This window comes from Ralstonia pickettii (assembly GCF_001699815.1).
In the GTDB taxonomy this organism is placed as follows: domain Bacteria; phylum Pseudomonadota; class Gammaproteobacteria; order Burkholderiales; family Burkholderiaceae; genus Ralstonia; species Ralstonia thomasii.
Genome location: NZ_MCGB01000057.1, coordinates 176,613 through 201,837 on the forward strand (window position 1 = coordinate 176,613; position 25,225 = coordinate 201,837).

28 protein-coding genes are annotated in these 25,225 nt (G+C 63.3%); 15 read left to right on the forward strand and 13 right to left on the reverse strand.

The genetic code is table 11. From position 1 onward, the window contains the following. The first annotated feature begins 130 nt into the window (after positions 1–130). Together BEK68_RS08685 and murI are read left to right on the forward strand one after the other, a co-directional pair. Positions 131–1,654 (forward strand): fumarate hydratase, encoded by a 1,524-nt coding sequence (locus BEK68_RS08685; RefSeq protein ID WP_004634356.1) that lies wholly within the window; start codon positions 131–133, stop codon positions 1,652–1,654. Between the two features lie 20 nt (positions 1,655–1,674). After that, positions 1,675–2,523 carry a glutamate racemase gene (murI, locus tag BEK68_RS08690; protein WP_012436003.1) on the forward strand — a complete coding sequence of 283 codons (849 nt, stop codon included), beginning with the start codon at positions 1,675–1,677 and terminating at the stop codon, positions 2,521–2,523. A 60-nt stretch (positions 2,524–2,583) separates the two neighbouring features. Here the strand turns inward: murI and BEK68_RS08695 are convergent, their stop codons facing one another. Beyond that, positions 2,584–3,861: a dicarboxylate/amino acid:cation symporter gene (locus BEK68_RS08695; protein WP_012436004.1), complete on the reverse strand. Its 1,278-nt coding sequence runs from the start codon at positions 3,859–3,861 to the stop codon at positions 2,584–2,586. A 368-nt stretch (positions 3,862–4,229) separates the two neighbouring features. On the opposite strand from BEK68_RS08695, the gene BEK68_RS08700 reads away from it, so the two are divergent. From BEK68_RS08700 to BEK68_RS08715, 5 genes are all read left to right on the forward strand, one after another. After that, positions 4,230–4,571 carry a DHCW motif cupin fold protein gene (locus BEK68_RS08700; protein ID WP_012436005.1) on the forward strand — a complete coding sequence of 114 codons (342 nt, stop codon included), beginning with the start codon at positions 4,230–4,232 and terminating at the stop codon, positions 4,569–4,571. A 136-nt stretch (positions 4,572–4,707) separates the two neighbouring features. Continuing rightward, positions 4,708–6,771 (forward strand): ribonucleoside triphosphate reductase, encoded by a 2,064-nt coding sequence (locus BEK68_RS08705; protein WP_012436006.1) that lies wholly within the window; start codon positions 4,708–4,710, stop codon positions 6,769–6,771. Then, positions 6,768–6,944 (forward strand): anaerobic ribonucleoside-triphosphate reductase, encoded by a 177-nt coding sequence (nrdD, locus tag BEK68_RS25460; protein WP_004634363.1) that lies wholly within the window; start codon positions 6,768–6,770, stop codon positions 6,942–6,944. The genes BEK68_RS08705 and nrdD overlap by 4 nt, the downstream gene beginning before the upstream one ends. Further along, positions 6,907–7,620 carry an anaerobic ribonucleoside-triphosphate reductase activating protein gene (locus BEK68_RS08710; protein ID WP_012436007.1) on the forward strand — a complete coding sequence of 238 codons (714 nt, stop codon included), beginning with the start codon at positions 6,907–6,909 and terminating at the stop codon, positions 7,618–7,620. Before nrdD ends, BEK68_RS08710 begins: the two co-directional genes overlap by 38 nt. A gap of 4 nt (positions 7,621–7,624) precedes the next feature. After that, positions 7,625–8,302, forward strand: coding sequence for a Crp/Fnr family transcriptional regulator (locus tag BEK68_RS08715; RefSeq protein WP_012436008.1), 678 nt, complete (start codon positions 7,625–7,627; stop codon positions 8,300–8,302). Positions 8,303–8,322: 20 nt separating this feature from the next. On the opposite strand, the gene BEK68_RS08720 is transcribed toward BEK68_RS08715, so the two are convergent. The 6 genes from BEK68_RS08720 to BEK68_RS08745 form a co-directional block, all read right to left on the reverse strand. Next, entirely contained in the window at positions 8,323–8,712 is a 390-nt protein-coding gene (locus tag BEK68_RS08720) for a putative zinc-binding protein (protein WP_004634366.1), read from the reverse strand. A gap of 13 nt (positions 8,713–8,725) precedes the next feature. Next, complete coding sequence (gene ubiT, locus BEK68_RS08725) at positions 8,726–9,151, reverse strand: ubiquinone anaerobic biosynthesis accessory factor UbiT (protein ID WP_004634367.1); 426 nt, start codon at positions 9,149–9,151, stop codon at positions 8,726–8,728. Beyond that, positions 9,148–10,032 carry a U32 family peptidase gene (locus BEK68_RS08730; RefSeq protein WP_012436009.1) on the reverse strand — a complete coding sequence of 295 codons (885 nt, stop codon included), beginning with the start codon at positions 10,030–10,032 and terminating at the stop codon, positions 9,148–9,150. Before BEK68_RS08730 ends, ubiT begins: the two co-directional genes overlap by 4 nt. 10 nt (positions 10,033–10,042) lie before the next feature. Then, entirely contained in the window at positions 10,043–11,059 is a 1,017-nt protein-coding gene (ubiU, locus tag BEK68_RS08735) for a ubiquinone anaerobic biosynthesis protein UbiU (protein WP_004634371.1), read from the reverse strand. 45 nt (positions 11,060–11,104) lie between these two features. Then, positions 11,105–12,385, reverse strand: coding sequence for a hypothetical protein (locus BEK68_RS08740; protein WP_012436010.1), 1,281 nt, complete (start codon positions 12,383–12,385; stop codon positions 11,105–11,107). Positions 12,386–12,460: 75 nt separating this feature from the next. Continuing rightward, entirely contained in the window at positions 12,461–14,782 is a 2,322-nt protein-coding gene (locus BEK68_RS08745; protein ID WP_004634374.1) for an AAA family ATPase, read from the reverse strand. Between the two features lie 515 nt (positions 14,783–15,297). On the opposite strand from BEK68_RS08745, the gene BEK68_RS08750 reads away from it, so the two are divergent. The 4 genes from BEK68_RS08750 (at position 15,298) to hemP (ending at position 17,681) form a co-directional block, all read left to right on the forward strand. Continuing rightward, the gene (locus BEK68_RS08750) at positions 15,298–15,954 is read left to right on the forward strand and encodes an energy transducer TonB (RefSeq protein ID WP_012436011.1); all 657 of its coding nucleotides are present in this window, start codon (positions 15,298–15,300) and stop codon (positions 15,952–15,954) included. A 49-nt stretch (positions 15,955–16,003) separates the two neighbouring features. After that, positions 16,004–16,732 (forward strand): MotA/TolQ/ExbB proton channel family protein, encoded by a 729-nt coding sequence (locus BEK68_RS08755; RefSeq protein WP_004634378.1) that lies wholly within the window; start codon positions 16,004–16,006, stop codon positions 16,730–16,732. 9 nt (positions 16,733–16,741) lie between these two features. Next, the gene (locus tag BEK68_RS08760) at positions 16,742–17,152 is read left to right on the forward strand and encodes an ExbD/TolR family protein (RefSeq protein WP_004634380.1); all 411 of its coding nucleotides are present in this window, start codon (positions 16,742–16,744) and stop codon (positions 17,150–17,152) included. Positions 17,153–17,399: 247 nt separating this feature from the next. Continuing rightward, the gene (hemP, locus tag BEK68_RS08765) at positions 17,400–17,681 is read left to right on the forward strand and encodes a hemin uptake protein HemP (RefSeq protein ID WP_024542459.1); all 282 of its coding nucleotides are present in this window, start codon (positions 17,400–17,402) and stop codon (positions 17,679–17,681) included. Positions 17,682–17,938: 257 nt separating this feature from the next. Here hemP and BEK68_RS08770 read toward each other — a convergent pair whose 3' ends face one another. The 5 genes from BEK68_RS08770 to BEK68_RS08790 all read right to left on the reverse strand — a co-directional run bounded on the left by BEK68_RS08770 (position 17,939) and on the right by BEK68_RS08790 (position 20,653). Next, on the reverse strand, positions 17,939–18,352 hold the full coding sequence (locus BEK68_RS08770; RefSeq protein ID WP_012436013.1) for a GlcG/HbpS family heme-binding protein: 414 nt from the start codon (positions 18,350–18,352) through the stop codon (positions 17,939–17,941). Positions 18,353–18,661: 309 nt separating this feature from the next. Then, entirely contained in the window at positions 18,662–18,913 is a 252-nt protein-coding gene (locus BEK68_RS08775) for a hypothetical protein (protein WP_004634389.1), read from the reverse strand. A 248-nt stretch (positions 18,914–19,161) separates the two neighbouring features. Beyond that, positions 19,162–19,497, reverse strand: a complete 336-nt coding sequence (locus BEK68_RS08780) for a hypothetical protein (protein ID WP_024542460.1) — start codon at positions 19,495–19,497, stop codon at positions 19,162–19,164. A 146-nt stretch (positions 19,498–19,643) separates the two neighbouring features. After that, positions 19,644–19,883 (reverse strand): hypothetical protein, encoded by a 240-nt coding sequence (locus BEK68_RS08785; RefSeq protein WP_004634394.1) that lies wholly within the window; start codon positions 19,881–19,883, stop codon positions 19,644–19,646. A gap of 260 nt (positions 19,884–20,143) precedes the next feature. Then, positions 20,144–20,653, reverse strand: coding sequence for a phasin family protein (locus BEK68_RS08790; RefSeq protein WP_012436015.1), 510 nt, complete (start codon positions 20,651–20,653; stop codon positions 20,144–20,146). Between the two features lie 189 nt (positions 20,654–20,842). On the opposite strand from BEK68_RS08790, the gene BEK68_RS08795 reads away from it, so the two are divergent. The 4 genes from BEK68_RS08795 (at position 20,843) to BEK68_RS08810 (ending at position 23,548) form a co-directional block, all read left to right on the forward strand. Continuing rightward, a complete protein-coding gene (locus BEK68_RS08795) occupies positions 20,843–21,253 on the forward strand; it encodes a PRC-barrel domain-containing protein (protein WP_012436016.1) in 411 nt (136 codons plus the stop codon). Positions 21,254–21,392: 139 nt separating this feature from the next. Then, the gene (locus BEK68_RS08800; RefSeq protein WP_004634401.1) at positions 21,393–21,593 is read left to right on the forward strand and encodes a glycine zipper 2TM domain-containing protein; all 201 of its coding nucleotides are present in this window, start codon (positions 21,393–21,395) and stop codon (positions 21,591–21,593) included. A 159-nt stretch (positions 21,594–21,752) separates the two neighbouring features. Continuing rightward, positions 21,753–22,715: a nodulation factor ABC transporter ATP-binding protein NodI gene (gene nodI, locus BEK68_RS08805; protein ID WP_012436017.1), complete on the forward strand. Its 963-nt coding sequence runs from the start codon at positions 21,753–21,755 to the stop codon at positions 22,713–22,715. A gap of 11 nt (positions 22,716–22,726) precedes the next feature. Then, complete coding sequence (locus tag BEK68_RS08810; RefSeq protein ID WP_012436018.1) at positions 22,727–23,548, forward strand: ABC transporter permease; 822 nt, start codon at positions 22,727–22,729, stop codon at positions 23,546–23,548. Positions 23,549–23,614: 66 nt separating this feature from the next. On the opposite strand, the gene purF is transcribed toward BEK68_RS08810, so the two are convergent. After that, entirely contained in the window at positions 23,615–25,150 is a 1,536-nt protein-coding gene (purF, locus tag BEK68_RS08815) for an amidophosphoribosyltransferase (protein WP_004634404.1), read from the reverse strand. Positions 25,151–25,225 lie beyond the last annotated feature (75 nt).

The window sequence follows — 25,225 nt, forward strand, 5'->3', positions numbered from 1 at the left end:
CATTGGGTGTATGATCTTAGGCTGTTTTGAGCCTGCGGCGCCCGCCGTCCAGGTCACAGGCAGGGAGTGAAGGTCACCGACCACTGCCCTGCCGCACCGGCTTTTCATTCCTATACGTTGGTCCCCCACCATGACCGTCATTCGTCAAGAAGACCTCATCCAGAGCGTCGCCGACGCGCTGCAGTACATCAGCTACTACCACCCGATGGACTACATCACTGCTCTGGGCCGCGCCTATGAGCAGGAGCAGAGCCCGGCGGCCAAGGATGCCATCGCGCAGATCCTGACCAACAGCCGCATGTGCGCCGAAGGCAAGCGCCCGATCTGTCAGGACACCGGCATCGTCACCGTGTTCCTGAAGGTCGGCATGAACGTGCGCTGGGACGGCGCCACGATGAGCCTGGAAGACATGGTCAACGAAGGCGTGCGCCGCGCGTACAACGACGTCGACAACAAGCTGCGTGCAAGCGTGCTGGCTGATCCCGCTGGCAAACGCACCAACACGAAGGACAACACCCCGGCCGTGATCAACATGTCGATCGTGCCGGGCGACACAGTGGACGTGATCGTCGCGGCCAAGGGCGGCGGCTCCGAAGCCAAGTCGAAGTTCGTGATGCTGAATCCGTCGGATTCGATCGTCGACTGGGTGCTCAAGACCGTGCCGACCATGGGCGCCGGCTGGTGCCCGCCGGGCATGCTGGGCATCGGCATTGGCGGCACGGCTGAAAAGGCCATGCTGCTGGCCAAGGAAGCCCTGATGGAGCCGATCGACATTCAAGACCTGATCGCCCGCGGCCCCAGCAACCGCGCAGAAGAACTGCGCATCGAGCTGTATGAGAAGGTCAACGCGCTGGGCATTGGCGCGCAAGGCCTGGGCGGCCTGGCCACCGTGCTCGACGTGAAGATCCTGGACTACCCGACGCACGCAGCCAACCTGCCGGTTGCCATGATCCCGAACTGCGCCGCCACGCGCCACGCGCACTTCACCCTGGACGGCAGCGGCGTTGCCAAACTGGAAGCGCCGGACCTGTCGCAATGGCCGAAGGTCGAGTGGGCACCGAACACGGAAACGTCGAAGCGCGTCGACCTGAATACGCTCACGCCGGAAGAAGTTGCCTCGTGGAAGCCCGGCCAGACGCTGCTGCTGAACGGCAAGATGCTGACGGGTCGCGACGCCGCACACAAGCGCATCGCCGACATGCTCGCCAAGGGCGAAAAGCTGCCGATCGACTTCACCAACCGCGTGATCTATTACGTCGGCCCGGTCGACCCGGTGCGCGATGAGGTTGTCGGCCCGGCAGGCCCGACCACGGCCACGCGCATGGACAAGTTCACCGAGACGATGCTCGCCCAGACGGGTCTGATCGCCATGGTGGGCAAGGCCGAGCGCGGCCCGGTCGCCATCGAGTCCATCAAGAAGCACAAGTCGGCTTACTTGATGGCCGTGGGCGGCGCGGCGTACCTGGTGTCGAAGGCCATCCGCGGCTCGAAGGTGCTGGCGTTCGAAGACCTTGGCATGGAAGCCATCTATGAGTTTGACGTGAAGGACATGCCTGTCACCGTGGCCGTGGACAGCTCGGGCACGTCGGTCCACAAGACCGGCCCGGCGGAATGGCAAGCGAAGATCGGCAAGATTCCGGTCGCAGCGGGCTGATCCGTTCATTCACATTCAATATGACGACACGCGCGCAGGCACCGGTCGGGGTCTTTGATTCCGGCCTCGGAGGGCTCTCCGTCCTGCGCGCGATTCGCGCCGAACTGCCGGCCGAATCGCTTCTCTACCTGGCGGATTCCCGCCATGCCCCGTACGGGGAAAAATCTCCCGAGTACATTGCCGATCGCACGCTGCGTGTGTGCGAATGGCTGGTCGACCAGGGCTGCAAGGCACTGGTGATCGCGTGCAACACCGCCACAGCGCAGGCCGTGCACGTGCTGCGCGAAAAGCTCGCGGTGCCGGTGATTGGCGTCGAGCCGGGCTTAAAGCCGGCAGTTGCGACGTCGAAGAGCCGTGTGGTCGGCGTGCTCGCGACCGAAAGCACGCTGCGTAGCGAGAAATTTGCGCGCCTGCTGGCGGGTGCCTCTGGCGATTGCAAGGTGCTGAGCCAGCCCGGCTACGGCCTCGTCCCTCTGATCGAACGCGGCGATACCCACTCGCCCGCGGTGCTGGAACTGCTGCGCGCCTATCTGCAACCGATGCTCGATGCGAATGCCGACACGTTGGTGCTCGGCTGCACGCACTACCCCTTCCTGGAAGATGCCATCCATGAGATTGCGGGCGACCGGTTGACATTGATCGACACCGGACACGCCGTCGCGCGCCATCTGGGCCGCACGCTCGCGGCAGCGGGATTGCAGGCATCGGGCCAAGCCGCAACGCCATGCTTCATGAGCACCGGCGATGTGCTTCCGCTGCAAGCCATGGTGGCTGCGTTGCTCGGAGAGGCGCCAATGGCCCAGCGGGTCGACATTGGCGACGCGCCCCTGAGCCCCGTCGCGGTGTCGCTCGCTTCCCAGCCCGAATAACGCCGCCCGAATAGGACAACGCCGCCCTGAAAGGCGGCGCATTGTCATCTTGGCTGAATGTCAGCCAACCGTCGGTTGCACTGCCGGTTCGGCAACGTCCGCCGCCACTTCGTCTTCTGCCGGCTCGTACTTTGCCACCACGGCCGTGGCCAGGCTGTTGCCGATCACGTTGGTTGCCGTGCGGCCCATGTCGAAGAACTGGTCGATCCCGATGATCAGCAGCAGACCGGCTTCGGGCAGATGGAACATCGGCAGCGTGGCCGCCACCACCACCAGCGATGCACGCGCCACGCCGGCCATCCCCTTGCTCGTGAGCATCAGCACCAGCAGCAGCGTGACCTGTTGCGTGAAGCTCATCTCGATGTTGTAGGCCTGCGCGATAAACAGCACCGCAAACGCCTGGTACATCATCGAGCCATCCAGGTTGAACGAGTAGCCCAGCGGCAGGACGAAGCTGGAGATGCGCTTGGGCACGCCAAACCGGTCCAGCGCCTCGATCGTCTTCGGGTAAGCGGATTCGCTGCTTGCGGTGGCGAACGCCAGCAGCGTCGGCTCGCGAATCAGCCCAAGCAGACGGCCCAGCGAGCGGCCCAGCAACACATAGCCCACCAGGAACAGGATCGCCCACAGCAGTGCCAGGCCCAGGTAGAACTCGCCGATCAGCTTGCCGTAGGTCCACAGCACGCCCACGCCTTCCACCGTGATCGCAGCGGCCATGGCGGCAAATACGCCCAGCGGTGCAAAGCGCATCACGTAGTCGGTAATGCGGAACATCAGCTTGGTCAGTTCTTCCAGGCCACGGCCGATCACACTGTCCATCGGATTCTTCATCGTCGACAGCGCGGCGCCGAAGAACAGCGAAAACACCAAGATCTGCAGGATTTCGTTGGTGGCCATGGCCTCCACGATGCTGCGCGGAAACACGTGCGTGATGAAGGCCTTGAGGGTGAAGTCACCCGTCTTCAGGCCCGACGTGGCCGACACATCCGGCAGCGCCAGGTTCATGTGCATGCCGGGTTGGAAGAAGTTGACCAGCAGCATGCCCAGCGCCAGCGACGTGGCCGACGCGCACACAAACCAGATCATCGCGCGCAGGCCCACGCGGCCCACCGAACGGCCGCCACTCATGCTTGCCAGGCCCGTCACCAGGGTCGAGAACACCAGCGGCGCAATGATCATCTTGATCATGCGCAGGAAGATGTCGGTGATGATGCTGAAGTACGAAGCGATGTCCTTGGCCGCCGCAGCGTCCTTGGCGTATTCGTGGCAACCCCAGCCGACGGCAATGCCCAGCAGCATTGCCAGCCCAATGTGGGAGGTCAGACGTTTGGTGTTCAAGACTTTCTCCAAGGAATACCGTGGCCGGAAGGCGGCGCGCGACAGACGCGGATCTCATGGGGCCAAGGGCTGGCCCAAGTTCATCACGCTTTGTAAAAAGCGACGATATTAGAGAAGCGCATGGCGATCGTTATGTCGATGTTGCATAGCACCATGCAATTTCTGCATACATCGATATGGCGCCGTTGACACCCTGCTGCGACGCCGCATGAGCATTGGAATTGGGCAGTGCGAAGCGGATTATTGAGCGACACGCAATGCCGTCGGGGCATACCAACAAGCGCTGTTTCGAGCACATGAAAAGCGACGCCTGTACCACGTATGCCGCTGATAGCATCATGGGCTTATGTCACCACCGGAGCCCTGCAATGAAAATGGCGCTCTTCGCCTTCGGCACAACCGACTGGTCTGCCGTTGAACCTACCGAACATGCCGGCGAAACCGGCATGGCGATCTGGCGCACGCGCTACTTTGGCGACGAGTCGGACCGCATCCGCGTGCGCATGGTGGAGTACACGCCTGGCTACCTGGCCGACCATTGGTGCAAGAAGGGCCACATCCTGTTCTGCCTTGACGGCGAACTGGAAACCACACTGGAAGACGGCCGCACGTTCACGCTCACGCCCGGTATGAGCTATCAGGTGGGCGACGATGCCGAAGCCCATCAGTCGACCACCAAAAAGGGCGCTCGACTATTCATCGTTGACTGACCGGGACACCCGGCTAGTGCATCGGCCCCGGCCCCGGTTGACCGGGGTCAAGCGATTCAAAGATCCAGGTCTTTAAGGCTCACAGACCACAATATGTAGTGCTAGTCTGACTCCATACCACTATATGGAGTACCTCATGACGGGCACACAGGTCACTGGGCAAGTCACCAAGCGCGACGGTTCATTGGCGCCGTTCGATGCGCAGAAGATCCGACAGGCCATCGCCGCAGCCGGCCAGGCCACCGGCGAATTCGACACCATCGAGGCGCAGCACCTGACCTCAGGCGTGGTTGCACATCTTGCGCCGCTCCCCTGCCCAGGTATCGAAATCATCCAGAACTGCGTGGAAGAGGTGCTGGTGGACGCCGGCTATTGGCGCACCGCGCGCGCCTACATCGTCTACCGCGAACAGCACGCCCGGCTGCGTTCGCTCAAGCACACGCTGGTCGATGTCGAAAGCACGATGGAGGAGTACCTCGAGCAGCGCGACTGGCGCGTCAACGCCAACGCCAATCAGGGCTATAGCCTGGGCGGCCTGATCCTGAACGTGGCGGGCAAGGTCACGGCCAACTACTGGCTTTCGCACGTCTACAGCCCCGAAGCGGGCACGGCGCACCGCGAGGGCGACCTCCACATCCACGATCTCGACATGCTCTCGGGCTACTGCGCAGGCTGGTCGTTGCGGCAGTTGCTGACGGAGGGATTCAACGGCGTGCCGGGCAAGGTGGAGGCAACGCCGCCGCGGCATATGTCCGCAGCCATCGGGCAGATCGTCAACTTTCTGGGCACGCTGCAGAACGAGTGGGCCGGCGCGCAGGCGTTCAGTTCGTTCGATACCTACATGGCGCCGTTCATCCGCCGCGACGCGATGTCGTATGCCGCGGTCAAGCAGTCCATGCAGGAACTGATCTACAACCTGAACGTACCCAGCCGCTGGGGCACGCAAACGCCGTTCACCAACCTCACGTTCGACTGGACTTGCCCGGCCGACCTGCGCGAACAGGTTCCTTACATCGGCGGCGAAGAGATGCCCTTCACCTATGGCGATCTCCAGCCCGAGATGGACATGATCAACCGCGCGTATATCGAGGTCATGATGGCCGGCGATGCGAAAGACCGCGCGTTCACGTTCCCGATACCGACCTACAACATCACGTCGGACTTCGATTGGGAGCACCCAAACACAACGTTGCTGTTCGAGATGACGGCGCGCTACGGGCTGCCCTACTTCCAGAACTTCCTCAACTCCGATCTGGAGCCGCACATGGTGCGCTCGATGTGCTGCCGCCTGCAGCTTGACCTGCGCGAACTGCTCAAGCGCGGCAACGGGTTGTTTGGCTCGGCTGAGCAGACCGGGTCCATCGGCGTCGTGACCGTCAACTGCGCACGACTGGGGTATCTCTACGCGGGCGATGAGGCAGCGCTGCTGGCGCGGCTGGACACGCTGCTCGCCCTCGGCCGCGATGTGCTGGAGGTCAAGCGCAAGTTCGTGCAGCGGCTGATCGATCAGGGGCTGTATCCATACACGCGCCGCTACCTGGGCACGCTGCGCAACCACTTCAGTACGCTGGGCGTGAACGGCATCAACGAAATGGTGCGCAACTTCACACACGATGCCGACGACATCACCACGCCATTCGGCCATGCCATGGCGGTGCGCCTGCTCGACCACGTACGTCAGCGCATGACGGAATTCCAGGAGGCGACGGGGCACCTGTACAACCTTGAAGCCACACCCGCAGAGGGCACTACCTACCGCTTCGCCCGCGAAGACCGCAAGCGCTGGCCTGGCATCCTGCAGGCCGGCACGGCAGCGCAGCCGTATTACACCAACTCAAGCCAGTTGCCCGTCGGCTACACCGACGATCCGTTTGAAGCGCTGGCGCGCCAGGAAGCACTGCAGAGCAAGTACACGGGCGGCACGGTCCTGCACCTGTACATGAACGAAGCGATCTCATCGCCGCAGGCATGCAAGGAACTCGTGCGCCGCGCGCTGGCCAACTTCCGCCTGCCGTACATCACCATCACCCCGACGTTTTCGATCTGCCCGAAGCACGGCTATCTGTCCGGCCATCACACGTTCTGTCCGAAATGCGATGCAGATCTGCTGGCCCAGCAGCCCCACGGCAAGTGCGGCTGCACAGGGGCCGGCACCCCAGGTTCTTCCACCCACCTCCATCACGAAGGAGCCTCCGTATGACCACCGTTGCACAAACCACCAACCGCACCGTTGCACTCGACGACAGCCAGCGCACGCGCTGCGAAGTCTGGACCCGCGTGATGGGCTATCACCGGCCCGTCAGCTCATTCAATATCGGCAAGCAAGGGGAATTCCGTGAACGCCGCTTCTTCGTTGAAGACCGCGCCCGCTGAGCAACCGCACTGCCCGCCGCCGGCCATCGGCGGCCTGGCACCTTTTTCCAGCGTCGACTGGCCCGGGCAGCTTGCGGCGGTGGTGTTCGTGGCCGGCTGCCCGTGGCGCTGTCATTACTGCCACAACCCGCACTTACAGACCCGGACACGCACGCTGGATTGGGACGACGTCTTCGCCTTTCTGCAGCGTCGCAAGGGCCTGCTCGATGCGGTGGTCTTCTCGGGCGGTGAACCGCTGAGCGAGCCGCACCTGCCGCAACTGATACGCGACGTGCGGGCGCTCGGCTACAAGATTGGCCTGCACACCGGCGGTATCTATCCGGCGCGCCTGGCCGACGTACTGCCGCAGGTGGACTGGGTGGGGCTCGACATCAAGACCAGCGCACCGCACTACGACGCGCTCACGGGCCGCCGCGGCAGCGCAGCGCCGGTCGATGCGTGCCTGGATCTTCTGCTGCAGAACGGCGGCGCATTCGAATGCCGCACGACATGGCACCCCGACTGGTTGCCGGAACCGCAACTTCTTGCGCTGGCGCAAAACCTCAGCCGGCGCGGCGTGAAACACTACGCACTACAAGCCTACCGAAGTGCCCCCGGAACCCCGGCCATCACGCTGCCCAGCGAGAGCACTCAGCGCGCATTGGCTGCCAGCTTTTCTTCTTTCTGTTGCCGGTGACACCATGCAAGACCCCCTCAATGTGGGCGATCTGCTCAAGCACAGCCCACTGTTCCTGGACTTCGACAACGATGACATTGCCTTGCTCGCGCGCGACAGCCACGCAGTGCGCGTGTCGCGGCACGACTTCGCGTTTCGCCGTGGCGACCACGCCGATGGCTTCTATGTCGTGGTGGTCGGTGCGATCAAACTCGTATTGCCGGGGGCGCACGGCCAATGCAAGGTCATCGAGTTCTTCGGGCCCGGCGAGTGGTTTGGTGAGCCCTTCATGTTTCTGAACCGCCCCCACGCGGCAGATGCGCAAGCCATGGAAGACAGCCTGCTTGTCTGGATCGGTAAGCGCGGCGTCGACGATGCACTCCACGTGCATCCGCGCCTGGCGCGGCAGATGTTGACGGGGCTGTCCACCCGCCTGCACACGCTGATGTGCGACATCGAAACCGTGAACCTGCAAAGCGCCAATGAACGGCTGATCGGGTATTTGCTCTCGCTGCCGCGCAAGTTTGATCGCACGCGGTTTCCATGCAGCAAGAGTCTGGTCGCGTCCAAGCTTGGGCTGGCACCGGCCACGCTTTCCCGCACGCTGCGACAGTTGATTCGCGACGGGTTGATCCGCGTGGAAGGCCGCGAGGTCGTGATCCAAAACACCACGGCGTTGCAGCGTCAGCTCATCGCGGGATAACAGTAGAAGCTCGACGCAGGTCAATCGCCTGCGGTGTCGAGCCGATGCTTGAGCGTGTTGACGGCATCATCCACCAGCGCGGCGGCAGCACTCAATTCATCGTCGCTGCAATCAGCGTGATAACGCTTCTTGGCGCCGCACTGGTTGAGCACGAGGTGAACGTCCGGTGCCACGCCCGCCGTTGCCAGACAGGCCTTGACGCACGCCAGTGCACAACCGTCGAGCGCGAGAATAGGCCGCCCGCTGCGTGCTGTCTTGACGAGCGCGCGAACCCCGCCGCCGACACCGCTGATGCAAGACATCTCTGCCCTGCCTGCACGGTCCAAATCCACGGCCAGGCGGTTTGCCGCTTGCGCCACGCTCGAACAACCCGAGCAGGCATAGACGAGGGGCAACGCGCGTGATGACATGGCGCCCCTCTCCCTACCGCGATTGCCAGCGTGCAAGCCACGCCGGGCGTGCGGCCGCATCGAGCCAGTTCTTGACGATCAGCCCAAGCTCCGTGTCGCCCGCAATCTTGAGGCGGCGCTGGAAGAACAGCGTGTCCGCGTCGGCAGTGCCGCGAATGAGCGCAACGAAATCGCCCATGCCTGCACGCAACTCCAACTCAGGTTCGGAGCTTGACGCAGAAAACATGTGGAACGCTCCACCGCGGCAGCAAAAACAGGCGCGCAAGCCCAGGTCCTCCACGGTGATGGCAAAGCGCCGCCCGTCCAACTCCGGTGGCGGCGTCAGCCAAGACAGGCGGCGGGCCAGATCGAGCCCCATCACAAAGGGGAACGATGTGAGCGGCACCGGTAGGCTGCGCGCCATGCGAACGAAGACTTCGGGTGGGCGCAGGCGCGTCATTGCGGCATCTCCAGCCATTCAATACCGGACTGCCCATGCCAGTAGCCATTGCAGCGCCCAATGCCCTCCGGCGGCTGCACGTCCCGCACAGGCAGGCCCAGGCGCAGGGCATCCAGTGCTGCCACGGCGTCCAGCGTGCCTCGCGATTGCGGGCTGACACGCAACACCTTCACACCCAGCGCAGACAGCGCGGGCGCCTGATCGAGAATGTCGAGGCATTGCCCTGATTGCGTCTGGATACCGTTGATGGCGAGAAACTCCTGCCCTTCGCGCGTGCGCACCGCCAGGCCATCGGGATGCTCGATGCAGCGGAATCCGCAGTCGTCCTTGTTGAGGCGAAAGTGCCGCGCCGTAAAGCAGCGTGCGGAAAATGCCAGCGGCAAGCGTCCCCACACCATCGCTTCGATCCCCAACTCGGCCGGCTTCTCGCGCATCAGATCGGCCAGAGTGGCCTGGCTCATCTCCAGCGGCATGACCGCACGCACCGCGCCCAGCCCAGCCAGCCACGCCAGGGTCGCGCCGTGATACGCGTTGCAATGCGGCCCGGCAACGAATGGCCGACCGTTCAGCAACCGCACGGCGCCAAGCTCGCCGGCTTCGACCATCCAGACGTCCTGCTGACACTGCTTGCGCAACGCCTGCGCCTCGGCACTGGTTTCGATGAGCGTGCGCGTCGACAGCACAACCGACTTGCCAGCCTCGCGCAGCATGGCGGCGATATCGAGCCAGTCGTCCGCGCGCAATTCGTGGCGGCGGCTGCAAACCGTCTCGCCCACATAGACGATGTCGACAGGGCTAGCGGCCACTTCTGCGTAAAAGTCGAACGTCTGTAGCCGCGGCCAGTAGTACAGCAGCGGACCAAGCGAAATTTCGTAGGACATGATGTGCCTTCTATTTCCAGGGCCGATCAAACGCACCTTGCGTGACGTGCGCGCCTTCTGCGTGGCGCACGAGTGCGGCCTGCCAATCGGGCTTGACCGAGAAGCGCGCCGGGTCCGCCTGTGCAGCATCCAATGCGGCGCGCAATGTGGCCACCACCTGCGCAACGTACGCCGGACTGCGCTGGCGCCCCTCGATCTTGATCGCCGACACACCCATGGCGAGCAGCCTGGGCAACAGACTGAGCGCATTGAGGCTCGTGGGTTCTTCGAGCGCGTGATCGACCTCACCGTCGACGAGAAAGCGCCCCTTGCACAGCGTCGGATATCCAGCCGGTTCGCCGGGTGCGTATTGGTCGATCATGATGTTGTTCAGGCGTGCATCCAGGTTGCCGTCGCGCTCCACCCAGCGCACCGCATGCGCGGGCGAACACACGCCCTTGTTATTGGGAGAATCGCCCGTGGCATACGACGACAGCAGGCAACGCCCTTCAGCCATCACGCACAGGCTGCCAAAGCCGAACACCTCAATCTGCGCCGAGGTCTGCTGGATTACACGTTCGACTTCGGTCAAGGTCAGCACGCGTGGCAGGACGGCGCGGTGGATGCCGAACTGCTCACGCATCAGCTCGATGGCATCGGCATGCGTTGCCGAACCCTGCACGGATAGATGCAGCCGAAGGTTGGGATAGCGCTCGCATGCATAGGCCATCAGCCCGGGGTCGGCCAGGATCACGGCATCGGCGCCCAGCATGTAGGCAGCATCGATTGCCATGCGCCACTCGATGGCACGGCCAGGCTGCGGAAACGTGTTGATGGCAAACAGCACCTGGCGCCCTTTCCGATGCGCAAATTCGACGCCGGCGCGGATGTCGCTCTCGGTAAAGTTCAGGCCGGCGAAGTTGCGCGCGTTGGTCGCATTCTTCAAGCCGAGGTAGACGGAGTCGGCCCCGGCTTCCACCGCGGCCTTGAGCGCGGCCAGGCTGCCGGCGGGCGCCACGAGTTCAATGGGGGAAGCGTTCTGTGTCATGGCGGCCAGTCTGCGACTTGTCAGCCAATGTGGTTTTGCGTTCCGTCAAGCGGGCGCAAACGCTCGCGAGACACGGCGAAACGTCAGCAGCGCCCGGCACAGCATCGCACCCAGCCACACGTGCGACAGCGCGAACAGCAGGCCCGCGACCACCGCCATCCGCTCAGGATGCAGCGGCACCAGCAACAACGCCAACAATACGAGCAGCAGCAGGCGTGCATGCCAATGCTGTTGCCGCTCACCGATCAACGTTTGCATGGCCGGCAGCCGCACATGCCGCGGCACCCGCCTGCGCAGGTGCATCCAGATCATGAACGGGATGATCTTGCCAAGCATCGCATTGACAGGCAGCACCCCACCGCCCACGACGGCCAGCGCGCCGATCTCCCACGTGATGGGCCAGTCTGACGGCAGCCAGGATGCGGTCAGCCCCAGCATGGCAACGACCAGCCAGGCGACGGCAGCGGCCAGCCACAACCGCCAGCCCGGATCGTGCCGGCGACGCGCGCTGCACACTGCACGCACGCCCACCAGCGCCAGCGCTGCCAGGGCGAGCCATCCCCATGTCTGCCAGAACACCGCGCCACCCACACCGCTGCATAGACTGCCAACGGTCAGTGGCGCCCACAGCCACCACGGCATCAGCCGATGCCAAGGCTCAGGTAGACGCCGCGTCTGCCAGAACATCGGCAACACCGTCGACGCCACGCCCGCGACCAACGTTGCCAGCCAGCCGCCGAGGCCCCAACCGACATGCAGGTTCAACAGCACGGGCGATGGCGCAAACCATCCGCTAGCCAATGCCGTGCCAAGCGTTGCGCCGCTCGCCAGCGTGACCAACAAGGGCCAACCGATGCGGCGCAGTGTCCGCACCGTCGCATGCGTTGCGCGTGTCTGCCCCACGCGCATGCCAGCAAGGATGATCAACGCAGCAGGGACCGCCAACAGCGGCGCACCCAACCAAGCAGCCAGCACGAACGCACGATGGTCCGCGCCCAGGAAACCCGTTGCAAGCGCAGATGCCGTTGCCACGCATGAGAGCGCAACCCAAGGCGACGCCCATTTCGCGCCGCGCACAGGCACACCGGCCACCACGGGAAGCAATTGAAATAGCGCACCAAGCATCGCCGGCAATAACATGCCGACGACCAAGGCGTGAACCAGCGCGAGCGACAGCGGAGCAAATCGGTCAGGCAAACCCGCAGACGGGCCCAGCGCCAGCAGAAGACCGGCCGCCGCGCCCACCCACGGCACTGGCAGCAGGCAGCCGAACACCACGCCGGCAGGCGGCATGCGTTCGTAGAACAGCGTGGGGGCGGTTGGCATCGGGTCGGCTGAAGATCTGTCCAGCCGACCACGTTAGCGCAGCGGCCTCTGCATGCGCTTGATGTGCGTTAAGCGTCAGCGCGGTGTGAATCCAATGGAGCGCCGCTCGCGCAGTTCCGGCTTGATGGAATGCTCCTGCCGCAATTGTGCGAGGAAGGCCTCGGGTTCAAGCGTCTCGCCCAGCAGCACAGACTGCTGCTTGACCACCGCAAAATCACCCGGCGTGAGCATGTCGAGAGACGCCAACATCTCGCGCCAGACAGGCTTGAGTGCCTCCGCCTTGCCCCCCAGCGCCTCGGCAATGAACATCTGCTCGCGCTGCGCACGCACCAGCGGCTTGAAGCGGATCTTGAATGCAAACCGCCGCAGCGCCGCCTCGTCAATCCGATCAAACAAATTGGTCGTGCAGATGAAGATGCCGTCAAAGCGCTCCATGCCCTGCAGCATCTCGTTGACTTCCGACACCTCGTAATTGCGCACCGCGCCCTGGCGGCTCTGCATGAAGCTGTCCGCCTCGTCGAGCAAGAGCAGTGCGCGTTCCTCTTCGGCACGCGAGAACATCGCCGCGATCTGCTGCTCGGTTTCGCCGACGTACTTGCTCATCAAGTCGGACGCGCGGCGAATCAGCAACGGCATGTCGAGCTGCGCCGCGATATGCTCGGCCAGCACCGTCTTGCCCGTACCCGGCGGCCCATAGAAACACAATGTGCCGCGTCGCCGCGCGCGCAGCGCCTCGATGATGCGCTCGACGGAAAACCGTGTCTCAAGGTTCAGATAGTCCAGCTTGTATTCGGTCACGACGCGGTGCGCTTGCACCTCCGGTCGCAAGCCCATCGCCTGATCGGCGTGGTCGAGCTGACGCTCGATCAGGGATTCGGCAGGCTCTTCCATTGCCGGCTGCGTCAGGCGCGCAAAGCGTGCGGCAGAATCGATCTGCGCAGGCGTGAGGGTCTTACGCGCCGCCAGCTTGGCCATGAAAGCGTCCGACACCTCCAGCCCTTCCAGATGCTTGCGGATGATGCTCTCGCGCACCGTGGGCGGAGGCACCTTCAGCTCAAGGTGGAACTGGAAGCGGCGCAGATACGCCGGGTCAATCTGACGAATGGAATTCGACACCCAGATCACCGGCACCGGGTTCTGCTCCAGCGTCTGGTTCACCCACGCCTTGCCGTTGACGGAGCCACGCGGCTCCTCATGGCCGAAGAGGCTCATCAGCTCGCGCGTCGGGCCGGGGAAGACGTCCTCCACCTCGTCGAACAGCAGCACCGCGCCGGGCCGCCCGCGCAGGAACGCCTGCGACACCTGCAGCGAGCGATAGCGGTCTTTGCCCGTGAGGCTGTTGCCGTCCTTGTCGAGGCAATCCACCTCGTACAGTTCGCAACCAGCGTCGCGCGCCAGCACGCGGGCCAGTTCCGTCTTACCAGTGCCAGGCGCGCCATACAGCAGGATGTTCACGCCGGCCGCGCGCTGCTGCGAGGCGTTCTCCAACAGCGCCGTGAGGTAGCGCGCATCGGTTTCCACATGCGGATAGTCGGACTGCGACAGCGTGGTCGACGGCGCGGGGCGCGTGAAGACGGCCATCATGTCGGCCTCGCAGGCGTAGTCGCCCAGCAGCACGTGCAGGAGGCGGTCGGAGATACGCATCAGATCGCCCAGGTCGGTGACGCTGTTTTCGGGCAGCGGCGGCTCGATCAGCCCCAGCGTCTCCAGCCGCGAACCTGGCCGCAATGACGCAGCAACTTCGGCCGTGCTGGCTCCCGCCAGGCTCGCGAGCAACTGGAACGCTTCCTGGCTGTGCGCGACCTTGCAGTCGACCATCACCGCGCGCAGGTCGCGCTTGTACTTCACCAGGGAAGCAAACAGCAGCAGCGCGCGTTCGTGTGGTGGCAGGCCGAGCACGCGGGCCAGCATGTCGATGTTGCCGACCAGCAGGACACGCTCGCTGGCGAGCCGCTCGCCCAGCGCATCGCACGACGCGCCGAACACCGTGAACATGTCCTTGGCGTGATGCTTGACGTACTCGTCCAGGTAATAGAACAGCGAGCTTTCATCGAAGGCGCTGCTCCACTGGCCGTGGCGGTCCATGAAGGTGGGCAGGTCAAGCTTGCCGACCGCGCGCCAGCCCGGCATGTCGGCGCAGCGCGCAGACAAAAAGCGCTGCAGGCGCTGGATGACCGTGACGGGCCAGATCAGCTCCGGCGCGCAAACGGTGAGGATGTCGTTGATATTGGTGCGCAGGTTGAAGCGCAGTCCCATCGTGCAGACCGTGCGCAACGCAAACTGTGCGCACATGGAATCGAGCGAGGACAACAGCAGCGCCTGCGGCTGCCTGCCGCCCGTGGGGACGAACGTGCCATCGTCGTCAGCGTCGTCCATGTTGAGGTTGGCTTCATCCATGGTCGCCCCCTTCTTCCCCGTTTCACGGTTGGCCGGCCGGTCACCGTGTTTGAATGCTTTTCATCCTAGCGCGTTTGCGCACACAGCGTACCCCGGGAGGACCCGTGTCTTTGCAAGTTGCGAGCCAACCGCGCCCGGAATCGCCAACCGCCTGCACAGGCAGTTTCATGCCATCAGTCGTCTGGACGTGATTTGTACCCCACGAAAGACAGGCAATTTTCATGCAAATAGGAATCATTATCGTTTATACTTCACCTATCGACACAATAGGCTGAACGCTAACCGTGCTCGGTTGTCGCAACACTGTTGCAGTTGCGGGCCTACAATACCTATCACGCTGGCGGCGACCCCGCCGGCTTCAACGCTAGGCGCCATGGAATTGCTCCTGAGTCTGCTCATCAGCATTGGGATTTCACTGATCGTCTTCGGCAAGCGCTGACGCTGCGCCGCTTTCGTTGGTCATCCCACCACCATCGCATCGCATTCCTTTTTCTGCTTTCGATTCCCGGTCGTTGATGATTCACCCTCGTACTCTCAAGATTCTCGTGGTCGTGCTGTTGATGCACGCGGGCGTGCTGATGCTGATTCACCTTGGCCTGATCGCACCGCGCCCGACTGTCGAAGAACCGCTGGAAATCCAGGCGCACATCATTCCGGCCGCGCCTCAGCCGATCAGGCAGCCGGAGCCGCCCAAGCAGCAGCCGGTCAAGCAAGAGGCGCCCAAGCCTGTCAACATCGTCAGGCCGGTCGCGCAACCCAAGCCCACGCCGATGCCGACGCCCACGCTCCCGCCATCGGACAACGCCCCCGTGGTGCCCGCCGCACCGCCCGCGCCGCCGGCACCGGCCCCTGAACAAGCGCCCGCGCCGGCCCCCGTTTCGTCCGGTCCGATCAGCGTCGGCATCAACGACATCCAGTGCAGCGAGCCGCCGCTCGTCTATCCCAGCATGTCGCAGAAAATGGGCGAGGAAGGCCGCGCCATGGTCAAGATTTCCATCGGCACGGCCGGTGAGGTCACCAATGTTGCGGTCACGTCGTCGTCCGGCTCGCCTCGCCTGGACCGCGCCGCCACCGATGCCGCGCGTGCCATCAAGTGCAGCCCCTACAAGCAGAACGGCCGCGCCGTGCCCGTGGTGGCCAGCAAGCCGTTCGTCTTCAAGCTCGATAACTAATTCGATTCCGCCTCTCGCTTAGCCTCTCGCTCAATTCAGGACATTCATCATGCAGGAACTCGGCCTTTCCCACCTCTGGACCCAAGGCGATATCGTCACCCGCGCCACGGCGATTCTGCTGCTCATCATGTCGCTCGCCTCGTGGATCGTCATCTTCACCAAGGCGTGGGACATCGTGCGTCTGAAGTCGATGGCACAAGGCGCTGAAAAGCGTTTCTGGCACTCGGACGATTTCGATCACGCCATACAGACGCTCGGCTCGCCCAAGGACAACCCGTTCCACGCGCTCGCGCAAACGGGCCGGGAAGCCGCGCAGCACCACCGCGCCAGCCAGCCGCAGTTGCATGATGTGATGGACATCTCCGACTGGATCACGCGCTCGCTCAAGAGCGCCATCGATGAGGCCGTGGGGCAAATGCAATCGGGCCTAGCCGTGCTGGCATCGGTCGGCTCGACCGCACCGTTCGTCGGTCTGTTCGGCACGGTGTGGGGCATCTATCACGCCCTGCTCGGGATCGGCGCCGTCGGCGTGCCCACCATCGACAAAGTCGCCGGCCCCGTGGGTGAGTCGCTCATCATGACGGCCTTCGGTCTGGCCGTGGCCATTCCGGCGGTGCTGGGCTACAACGCGCTCACGCGCGGCAACAAGGCCATCATCGCCAAGCTCAACCGGTTCGCGCACGACCTGCACGCCTATTTCGTGACGGGCGCGCGTCTGCGCCCAGGCGCCTCGCGTGATGACGCCGGCGTGCGCCTAACTGCGGTCAAGCAGCAGTAAGGAGAGACCATGTCCTTCGGATCTTTCGACAACGATGACGAGGTGATGAGCGAAATCAACATGACGCCGCTGGTCGACGTCATGCTGGTGCTGCTGATCATCTTCATCATCACCATTCCGGTGATCAACCACGCGGTCAAGATTGACCTGCCGCGCGCGTCCAACAAACCCGACGACGCCAAGCCGCAAAGCGTGAACGTCGAGATCAACGCGGACGGCCAGGTGTTCTGGAACAACCAGCCGGTCGACGAGGCCACGCTGCAAGCCGACATCGCCCAGGCCGCGCAGCAGCAGCCGCAACCGGAAATGCATCTGCGCGCTGACCGCAACGTGCGCTACGAGCGTGTGGCGCAGGTGATGGCTTCCATCCAGCGCGGTGGCCTCTCGCGCATCGGCTTTGTCACGGAGCCACAGCACTAACGCCCCACACACCTCGTAGCCCTGGTCGCCCGTTCTCGTACGGTTTTTTTCGCACCAGCGCATCCAGACTCACAGCACCTCCACGCAACCGGGCTACGCGCCCGGTTTTGTTTTTCGGGCCGAACCTGCACGTCGTCAGATCACACTTGTAATGATAACTATTCTCATTTAATCTACCTGGCATTCGCTGGAGGCACTCTGCCAGCCAACACCTCAGCCCATGTTTCCCGCCCGCCAGGACATCGCCATGAATGCTGCCGAACACCAAGACGCAGGACGTACTGTGACCCGTCGCCGCCACGTCATCGTGGCGCGCAAGCGCCCCGCCGGCCTGGATGCCGCGCCCGCAACGTCGTCTGCGTCGACAGCATCCGACGCCGCTTCGGATGCCGCCGCCACCATCAGCGACACGCGCGTGATGGCGTCCGAACAACTCTTTGCCGGTCAGAACGCCGTAGCCATCCGCCACAACGGCGCGATCTACACGCTGCGCGTGACGCGCTTCGGCAAGCTGATCCTGACCAAGTAACACTGCAGCACGCACCGGCTTTTGTGGGGACGGCTCTCTCAGGAGACTTTCGGCCGTAGCCAGCCATCGTCATTTCGCATTGGCAAACGAGGGCTTGCTACCCGATGAAACGCGCGCGTTCATTGGTGAGCGGCGGCTTCCGTCTGCCAGACAACAGCCAGCCAAGTCGCTCTTTTCTTCGACCGTGTGCCCAAAGCAAAAAGGGCGCGACCTCCGCCGCGCCCTCCCTGTTTTGATTCTTTTTGCGTGACTGCGTATCAGCAGATCACGTTCACCGCGGCAATACCCGCCTTGGCGATCACGACATCTTCCGTCGACTTCACGCCAGACACACCCACCGCGCCGGCACAGACGCCCTCTACCATCACCGGCACGCCGCCCTCAAGCATCCCTTGCAGATGCGGCGCCGACAGGAACGAGATGCGACCGTTGTTGACGATGTCTTCGTAGATCTTCGACTCGCGACGGCCCAGCGCTGCCGTACGCGCCTTTTCCGGGGCGATGTACGCCGAGATGGTGGCGCAGCCGTCCATGCGGCGCAGACCCATCAGATGGCCGCCATCGTCCACCACGGCAATCGTCACGTTCCATTGGTGCGCGCGCGCTTCTTTCTCGGCAGCGTCCAGGATTTTGGTGACATCGTCCTGGCACAGGCACGGTTTCGTTTTCATGGTGTTCTCCTTGGTGGTTGTAATGAAAAGGCGCAAGGGCTGCGTAAAGCCCGTATCAGGCAAAAGTATGCCATCGGTAACGACCGCTTCCATCGCATGATCCTGCACCAAAGACGCAAAAGAGCCGATACATTCCTGCTTTGCAGTATCGTTGAGTATCGTTCCGCCTGCGTGGTACGCCAGCGTTGGCTGCGCCCCAGCGCAGCCAACCTTAACCCGCGGCGTGCGTCAGAAAGATGCGCAAAGAAAAAGCCCGGGTATCGCCCGGGCTTGATGTTGCGATGCGGCAGCGATTCTGCCGCCGACCCTTTACGGTTGACGGTCCGAGCAGGCGCCGTCCGTATATGGATCGGCACGCCCCATCTTGGCGCCGTCGGTATAGGGGTCTGTGCGGCTTACCTTGGCACCGTCGGTATAGGGATCGGCGCGGCTCACCTTGTGGGCGGGCTGATACGGATCGATCGAGCCGGCGTGCGCGACCGCCGCGCTCAGCGCCAGCGTCAAGCCGCTTGCGGCTGCAACCAGGGTGCGCGTTGCAAAGCGTTGCGTGGTGATTTGCATGAGGACTCCTTCGGTCATGACACTGCGAACATGACGTGCACCGCTGCGGCACACGTGTCCACGTTGTTCACGCGGACGTCATAGCGACCAGGTGAGCGAGCCACCAGTTCTGCACCGCGGTGCTTTGTCACGGGGCTGGTTGCGCGCGTACCCGTCATCCAGACAGACGCAGATGCCGTGCCACGGCGTATACGTACCGCCAAAGAAAAAAGCTCCCGAAGGAGCCTTTCTCTTGGCCGGCATGCCGCTTACCGCCAGTGGCCCCAGTGACGGCCGTCGTACCAGCGATAGCGCGGTCCCCAACGGTACCAGCCAGCGCCCACCACAATCGGCGCCGGGCCATAAGCGGGCGGACCGTAATACACGGGCGCCGGGGCGTAGTACACCGGGGGCGGGGGCGGCGCGTAATAAACCGGCGGCGGCGGTGGGTAATACACCGGCGCGGGTGCCACATACACAGGCGCCACCGGCACGCCAAACCCAATGCCGACGCTCACGTGCGCCGACGCCATCTGCGGCACGGCCAGCACTGCCAGTGCGGCTGCACCTGCAATCCACAGCACATTGCGTCGAATCATCGTCATCACCTGCTGCATGAGCGCCGGGCGAGTCCATAGCCGGCGCGGAATACGGTATCTGTATTGTATTCAGAGCCACTGACACAGGTGATACGGCGCTGGCGATTTCGTAACAGAACGTAACGCCACATCGCACGCAAGCGTCCCCGCCTCTAGCCCACGGCGGAACTGCAGTCGAACTGGCCCGAGGCGATCATCGCTTCGGCATACGCTCGCGCGGCTTCCAGAGCGCTGGCGGCACTCCGATATGTGTTCGCCGATTCGCGCACCGTTGTACGGGCTAACAGGGTCTCACCGTTGCTGGCGCGAAGGATGCTCACTTCGGCGCGCCACGCTTGCGGCGAGAGTTCATAGGCAGATACCTCGATTTTGCAGTCGTCTCGGAACGTCATATGTCCTCCGGGTCGTATTGGATAGGCCCAGCCCCGTGTCAATGCACGAAGAGCCAGATCACCAGCAACACAAGCGCGGGAACACCCAAGAGCCACGCAACGAGATAGGACATGACAACCTCCCACATGTTGATAGGCATGCAGGAAGTGTAGAAAAGCGCGCACGGACGGAGTATCGACCTCCGTCCGTGCCGTTTTGTAGGACTGTGCCGAAATGACTGTCGGCCCACGCCGACGCATCTCACCCGTATAGAGGAGCCTCAGCGTGCGGTGCCGTTCCTGGCGGCAACGTCACTTGGGGTCAGGATTCGGCCCGCGCCCGCATCCTCGGCCGCCTCTGCAGCAGCGACTTCCAGACCGACCGATGCCTTGAAGAAGTTCACGGCAGCCTCGGCGCCAGGAGGCGCGGCGTCCACAAGGTTTTCTGCGACGAAGCCCCATTGGCGGCGCACTTCGTCACCGTGGCGCTGCAATGCGCGAGCAATCCCGTTCTGCGTCTCGACGCCGATTTCAACAAAATTGCGCGTGTAGCCGGAGACGCGTTCGCCGGACGGTTGCAGATAGCGGGCTTGTGCGTTCCACCATTCGCCTGCGTCCTGCGCACCGGTGGCGTCGTGCAGGCAGTGTTCAGTCTCGTCAAGGCCGGCCTTGATGGCCTGCAAATTGAGCCCGATCAGGCGGTTGACGCCGTTCACCGCCTCTTCGGTGACAGCCATCCAGGTTTCAAGCTGTGATCGTTGCAGAACGCCAAGTTGCTCCAGAGTCATCATGTCGGTTACTCCCTCTGAGATCGGTGAACACGTCCAGCATATGCCGGGCGTTTCAGTGTAGCCGGGCGCGATGCCGATTTCCCTGACATCACCCGTTTGTCCTACAGGCGTTTCGGACACCCTCGCCTGCGGCACCAGCCATGTGCGCGTTAGAGTGAACCGCATCCTTCACCAGACCACGGAGTCACGATGAAACGTCTCACCGCTGCCTTGATCGCTACCGCATCCATTGCCACCGCGCCGCTGGCCTTCGCGCAAGTCGCTGGCCATGCCGCGCTAGGTGTATCCGTTACCGAACTCGATGCCGTCATCAAGGGCGTGAGTGTGAAGAAGCAGGTGCTCGGCAAGGCTGTCTATAACGAGGCCAACGAGAAGATCGGCAATGTGCAGGACTTGATCGTGGCACCGGAGAACGCCGTCTCGTTCGCTATCGTCGGCGCGGGCGGCTTTGTTGGCGTGGGCCGTCATGACGTGGCCATTCCTGTGAATCAGTTCCACTATGATCAGGGGAGGATCGTGCTGCCCAGCGCTACCAAGGACGCCATCAAGGCACTACCGGAGTTCAAGTACGAGCGTCAGCCAAAGCCTGCCAAGGCCTGATCACCGGCGGGAACTTTGTCTTCCCAAGGCGCGCTGAAGGTGTGGGAATCGGCTGACAAACCTTTCAGGCAACCTGACCTGCACATACCGGCATGCGTGACCTTGAATGCAGGTACACAGACGACAAAAGGAGTTTGTTATGCGTGCCTTCGTATCCTTGATTCTGGCGGCCGCATTGGCATCCGTCAGCGGATGCGCGGACATGACGCCAAAGCAGCGCAATACCGCGCTAGGCGCAGCCGCAGGTGGTGTCGCCGGGGCGGCCATCTGGGGCGGTCCGGGCGCCACGCTGGGTGGTGCCGCACTGGGTGGCGTGGTCGGTAACGCCGTCACCAAGTAACCCCCAAGCGCGCAGCGATGCGCGTGCTGCAAGCTCGGGCCAGGCCATTGTTTGCCTGGCCCTTTTTGTTGCCTGAGAGCGGCGCTATACGACTGCACATTCCCCTCATACGCATATGCGAATGCCGGCGCATAATCGGCGTTTTGCAACGGAGGCAATGTGCGATACGAGCAAGAGGGTTTTGGCGTGGGCAGCACACCGATCCTGAGCGTCGAAGGCCTGCGCAAACGTTACGGCGAACAGACTGTCGTCGACAACCTCAGCTTCAGCGTTCGGCGCGGCCAGTGCTTCGGCCTGCTGGGCCCCAACGGCGCCGGCAAGACCACCACGCTGCGCATGCTGCTCGGCATGACGATGCCCGATGCGGGTAGCCTGAGACTGTGCGACGAGCCTGTCCCGGAAGCCGCACATCGTGCACGCATGCGCGTGGGCGTGGTGCCGCAGTTCGACAATCTCGATCCAGACTTCTCCGTCTCCGAAAACCTGCGCATCTTCGGTCGCTACTTTGGCCTGTCTTCCGCGACCATCCGCGAGCGCATCCCCACCTTGCTGGAGTTCGCGCGTCTCGAACAGAAAGCCGATGCTCCTGTACGCGCCCTCTCGGGCGGCATGAAACGGCGGCTGACGGTAGCGCGCGCCCTGATCAACGATCCCGACATCCTCGTCATGGACGAGCCCACCACGGGGCTCGACCCGCAGGCTCGACACCTGATCTGGGAACGCCTGCGCTCACTGCTCGCCGCCGGCAAGACCATCCTGCTGACCACGCATTTCATGGAAGAAGCCGAGCGCCTGTGCGATGAACTTTGCGTGATCGACAACGGCCGCAAGATCGCGCAAGGCAAGCCGCAAGACCTCATCGCACGCGAAATCGGCTGCGACGTTGTTGAGGTCTACGGCGACGATCTCAACGCCCTTCGCACGCTGCTCACGCCGCTGGCCGACCGCGTGGAAATCAGCGGCGAGACGCTCTTCTGCTACGCACGCGATCCGCAGCCGCTGGTGGCTGCGCTGCGCGCACAGGCAGAAACGCACACCATGCCCGGCCTGCGCTATCTGCACCGCCCGGCCAATCTCGAAGATGTGTTCCTGCGCCTGACTGGCCGCGAAATGCGCGACTGAGAGAACCATCCATGTCCACTGAAACCGCACTCACTCCAACGCTGCAGCGGGCCTTTCCGCAGCCGCTGCTGCCGCTCAACTTCCGCAACTGGCAGTACGTCTGGCTCCGCAACTTCATGGTGTGGCGCAAGCTGGCCATTCCGTCGATGGCCGGCAACCTCGCCGACCCGATGATCTATCTGTTCGGGCTCGGGCTCGGCCTTGGCCTGCTGGTCGGGCGCGTCGACGGCGTGTCGTACATCGCATTCCTGGCGGCCGGCACGGTGGCGTCCAGCACAATGATGTCGGCGAGCTTCGAAGCGATGTATTCCGCGTTCTCGCGCATGCACGTGCAACGTACATGGGAGGCGATCCTGTACGCACCGCTCAGCCTGGGCGACGTGGTCCTTGGTGAGCTGTTCTGGGCCGCCAGCAAGTCGGTGCTCTCGGGCCTGGCGATCATGCTGGTCGCGGGCGCACTCGGCTATGCGTCGATGCCGCAGGCACTGCTGGCCCTGCCCGTCATCGTCTTGACCGGCTTCACCTTTGCCTGCCTGGCGATGAACATGACGGCGCTTGCGCCCAACTACGACTTCTTCATGTTCTACCAGACGCTGGTGATCACGCCGATGATGCTGCTCTCGGGCGTGTTCTTCCCGCTATCGCAACTGCCGGCGCCCGTGCGCGCGGCGACGAGCGTACTGCCATTGCCGCACGCGGTGGATCTGATCCGCCCGCTCATGCTGGGCCGCACGCCCGAGAACATCCTGCTGCACCTGGGCGTACTGCTGCTGTACGCCGTTGCCGCGCTGCTCTCGTGTCTCTGGCTGCTGCGCCGTCGCATGCTCAAGTAGCGCGATCCCGACGTCCAACAAAAAAGCCCGTCGCGATGACGGGCTTTCTTTTACGGCGCTCGAGAATTACTCGTTCACGGCGGAGCGCTGCAGATGCAGTTGCGTGCGCGGATCATCGTTCTGCGCGTTCTCACGATCCGCCTTGGCCGAATTGTTACGCGCGGCCTCCAGGCGATCGAGGTACGCCTCGTCAATGTCGCCCGTCACGTACTTGCCGTCAAAGCATGACGCATCGAAATCCTTCAGTGCCGGATTGACATCGCGCACCGCGCGCTTCATGTCCTCCACATCCTGGTACACAAGCTGGTCTGCGCCGATGATCTTGGCAATCTCCTCGTGCGTGCGGCCATAAGCCACCAGTTCGCCGCGCGTCGGCATGTCGATACCGTACACGTTGGGGAACTTCACCGGCGGCGCGGCCGAAGCGAAGATCACCTTCTTGGCACCGGCATCGCGTGCCATCTGCACGATCTCCGACGACGTCGTGCCGCGCACGATGGAGTCATCGACGATCAGCACGTTCTTGTCCTTGAACTCGATTGCCATGGCGTTGAGCTTCTGGCGCACAGATTTCTTGCGTACCGCCTGACCCGGCATGATGAAGGTACGGCCCACGTATCGGTTCTTGAAGAAACCTTCGCGATACGGCACGCCCAGGTGGTTAGCCACCTGCATGGCAGCTGGGCGGGACGAATCCGGAATCGGCATCACCACGTCGATCCTGTCGGTCACCTCGCGCTTGATCTTCTCAGCCAGGTAGTCGCCCATGCGCAGTCGCGCGTCGTACACCGACACACCATCCATGCGGGAGTCCGGACGGGCGAGGTACACGTATTCGAAAATGCATGGCGAAAGTACCGGGTTCGCAGCGCATTGCTTGGTGTGCAGCTTGCCCTCAAGGTCAATGAAGATGGCTTCGCCGGGGGCCACATCGCGCTCGAACTTGAAGCCGATGCCTTCCAGCGCCACCGACTCCGAAGCAACCATATATTCGATGCCGCCATCCGGCGTTTCCTGGGTGCCCAGCGCGAGCGGGCGGATGCCGAACGGATCGCGCACAGCCAGCACGCCGTAGCCCGAGATCTCGGCAGCGATGGCATACGAACCACGCACGCGGCGATGCAGGCCTTCTACCGCGGTGAAGATGGAATCGCGATTCAGCGGAATGTCGTTGCTGGCGCGTTGCAGCTCGTCGGCCAGCACATTGAGCAGCACTTCGGAATCAGACTGCGTGTTGATGTGGCGGCGATCGCGCCGGAACATCTCGTCGCGCAGTTGATCCGAGTTCGTCAGGTTGCCGTTGTGTGCCAACACGATGCCGAACGGCGCGTTGACATAGAACGGTTGGGCCTCCTCTTCGCTGGAGGAACCTGCAGTCGGATAGCGCACCTGACCGATACCGCTCGTACCCGGCAGGCCGCGCATATTGCGCGTGCGGAACACGTCACGCACCATGCCGTTGGCCTTGTGCATGTGGAACGTGCTGCCTGATGCGGTGGCAATGCCCGCAGCGTCTTGCCCGCGGTGTTGCAGGAGCAACAGACTGTCGTAGATCAGCTGATTGACGGGCGTGGCTGAGACCACCCCAACGATACCGCACATGTCGAACTCCAGCGAGAACGTATTTGGTGGCGCCCACACCCGTTGCGGGCGCCGAAAAAGCTTCCCGGATCGCCT

Excerpts from the sequence above, each read along its gene's own strand:
- BEK68_RS08770 (WP_012436013.1), bottom strand. The coding sequence starts at position 18,352 with ATGAAAACGAAACCGTGCCTGTGCCAGGACGATGTCACCAAAATCCTG.
- BEK68_RS08750 (WP_012436011.1), top strand. The coding sequence starts at position 15,298 with ATGATTCACCCTCGTACTCTCAAGATTCTCGTGGTCGTGCTGTTGATG.
- BEK68_RS08715 (WP_012436008.1), top strand. The coding sequence starts at position 7,625 with ATGCAAGACCCCCTCAATGTGGGCGATCTGCTCAAGCACAGCCCACTG.
- BEK68_RS08780 (WP_024542460.1), bottom strand. The coding sequence starts at position 19,497 with ATGACGATGATTCGACGCAATGTGCTGTGGATTGCAGGTGCAGCCGCA.
- BEK68_RS08705 (WP_012436006.1), top strand. The coding sequence starts at position 4,708 with ATGACGGGCACACAGGTCACTGGGCAAGTCACCAAGCGCGACGGTTCA.
- BEK68_RS08760 (WP_004634380.1), top strand. The coding sequence starts at position 16,742 with ATGTCCTTCGGATCTTTCGACAACGATGACGAGGTGATGAGCGAAATC.
- BEK68_RS08720 (WP_004634366.1), bottom strand. The coding sequence starts at position 8,712 with ATGTCATCACGCGCGTTGCCCCTCGTCTATGCCTGCTCGGGTTGTTCG.
- BEK68_RS08745 (WP_004634374.1), bottom strand. The coding sequence starts at position 14,782 with ATGGATGAAGCCAACCTCAACATGGACGACGCTGACGACGATGGCACG.
- BEK68_RS08775 (WP_004634389.1), bottom strand. The coding sequence starts at position 18,913 with ATGCAAATCACCACGCAACGCTTTGCAACGCGCACCCTGGTTGCAGCC.
- ubiU (WP_004634371.1), bottom strand. The coding sequence starts at position 11,059 with ATGACACAGAACGCTTCCCCCATTGAACTCGTGGCGCCCGCCGGCAGC.
- ubiT (WP_004634367.1), bottom strand. The coding sequence starts at position 9,151 with ATGACGCGCCTGCGCCCACCCGAAGTCTTCGTTCGCATGGCGCGCAGC.
- BEK68_RS08800 (WP_004634401.1), top strand. The coding sequence starts at position 21,393 with ATGCGTGCCTTCGTATCCTTGATTCTGGCGGCCGCATTGGCATCCGTC.
- BEK68_RS08740 (WP_012436010.1), bottom strand. The coding sequence starts at position 12,385 with ATGCCAACCGCCCCCACGCTGTTCTACGAACGCATGCCGCCTGCCGGC.
- BEK68_RS08685 (WP_004634356.1), top strand. The coding sequence starts at position 131 with ATGACCGTCATTCGTCAAGAAGACCTCATCCAGAGCGTCGCCGACGCG.
- BEK68_RS08755 (WP_004634378.1), top strand. The coding sequence starts at position 16,004 with ATGCAGGAACTCGGCCTTTCCCACCTCTGGACCCAAGGCGATATCGTC.
- hemP (WP_024542459.1), top strand. The coding sequence starts at position 17,400 with ATGAATGCTGCCGAACACCAAGACGCAGGACGTACTGTGACCCGTCGC.
- nrdD (WP_004634363.1), top strand. The coding sequence starts at position 6,768 with ATGACCACCGTTGCACAAACCACCAACCGCACCGTTGCACTCGACGAC.
- BEK68_RS08810 (WP_012436018.1), top strand. The coding sequence starts at position 22,727 with ATGTCCACTGAAACCGCACTCACTCCAACGCTGCAGCGGGCCTTTCCG.
- BEK68_RS08700 (WP_012436005.1), top strand. The coding sequence starts at position 4,230 with ATGAAAATGGCGCTCTTCGCCTTCGGCACAACCGACTGGTCTGCCGTT.
- BEK68_RS08730 (WP_012436009.1), bottom strand. The coding sequence starts at position 10,032 with ATGTCCTACGAAATTTCGCTTGGTCCGCTGCTGTACTACTGGCCGCGG.
- BEK68_RS08790 (WP_012436015.1), bottom strand. The coding sequence starts at position 20,653 with ATGATGACTCTGGAGCAACTTGGCGTTCTGCAACGATCACAGCTTGAA.
- murI (WP_012436003.1), top strand. The coding sequence starts at position 1,675 with ATGACGACACGCGCGCAGGCACCGGTCGGGGTCTTTGATTCCGGCCTC.
- BEK68_RS08785 (WP_004634394.1), bottom strand. The coding sequence starts at position 19,883 with ATGACGTTCCGAGACGACTGCAAAATCGAGGTATCTGCCTATGAACTC.
- BEK68_RS08795 (WP_012436016.1), top strand. The coding sequence starts at position 20,843 with ATGAAACGTCTCACCGCTGCCTTGATCGCTACCGCATCCATTGCCACC.
- purF (WP_004634404.1), bottom strand. The coding sequence starts at position 25,150 with ATGTGCGGTATCGTTGGGGTGGTCTCAGCCACGCCCGTCAATCAGCTG.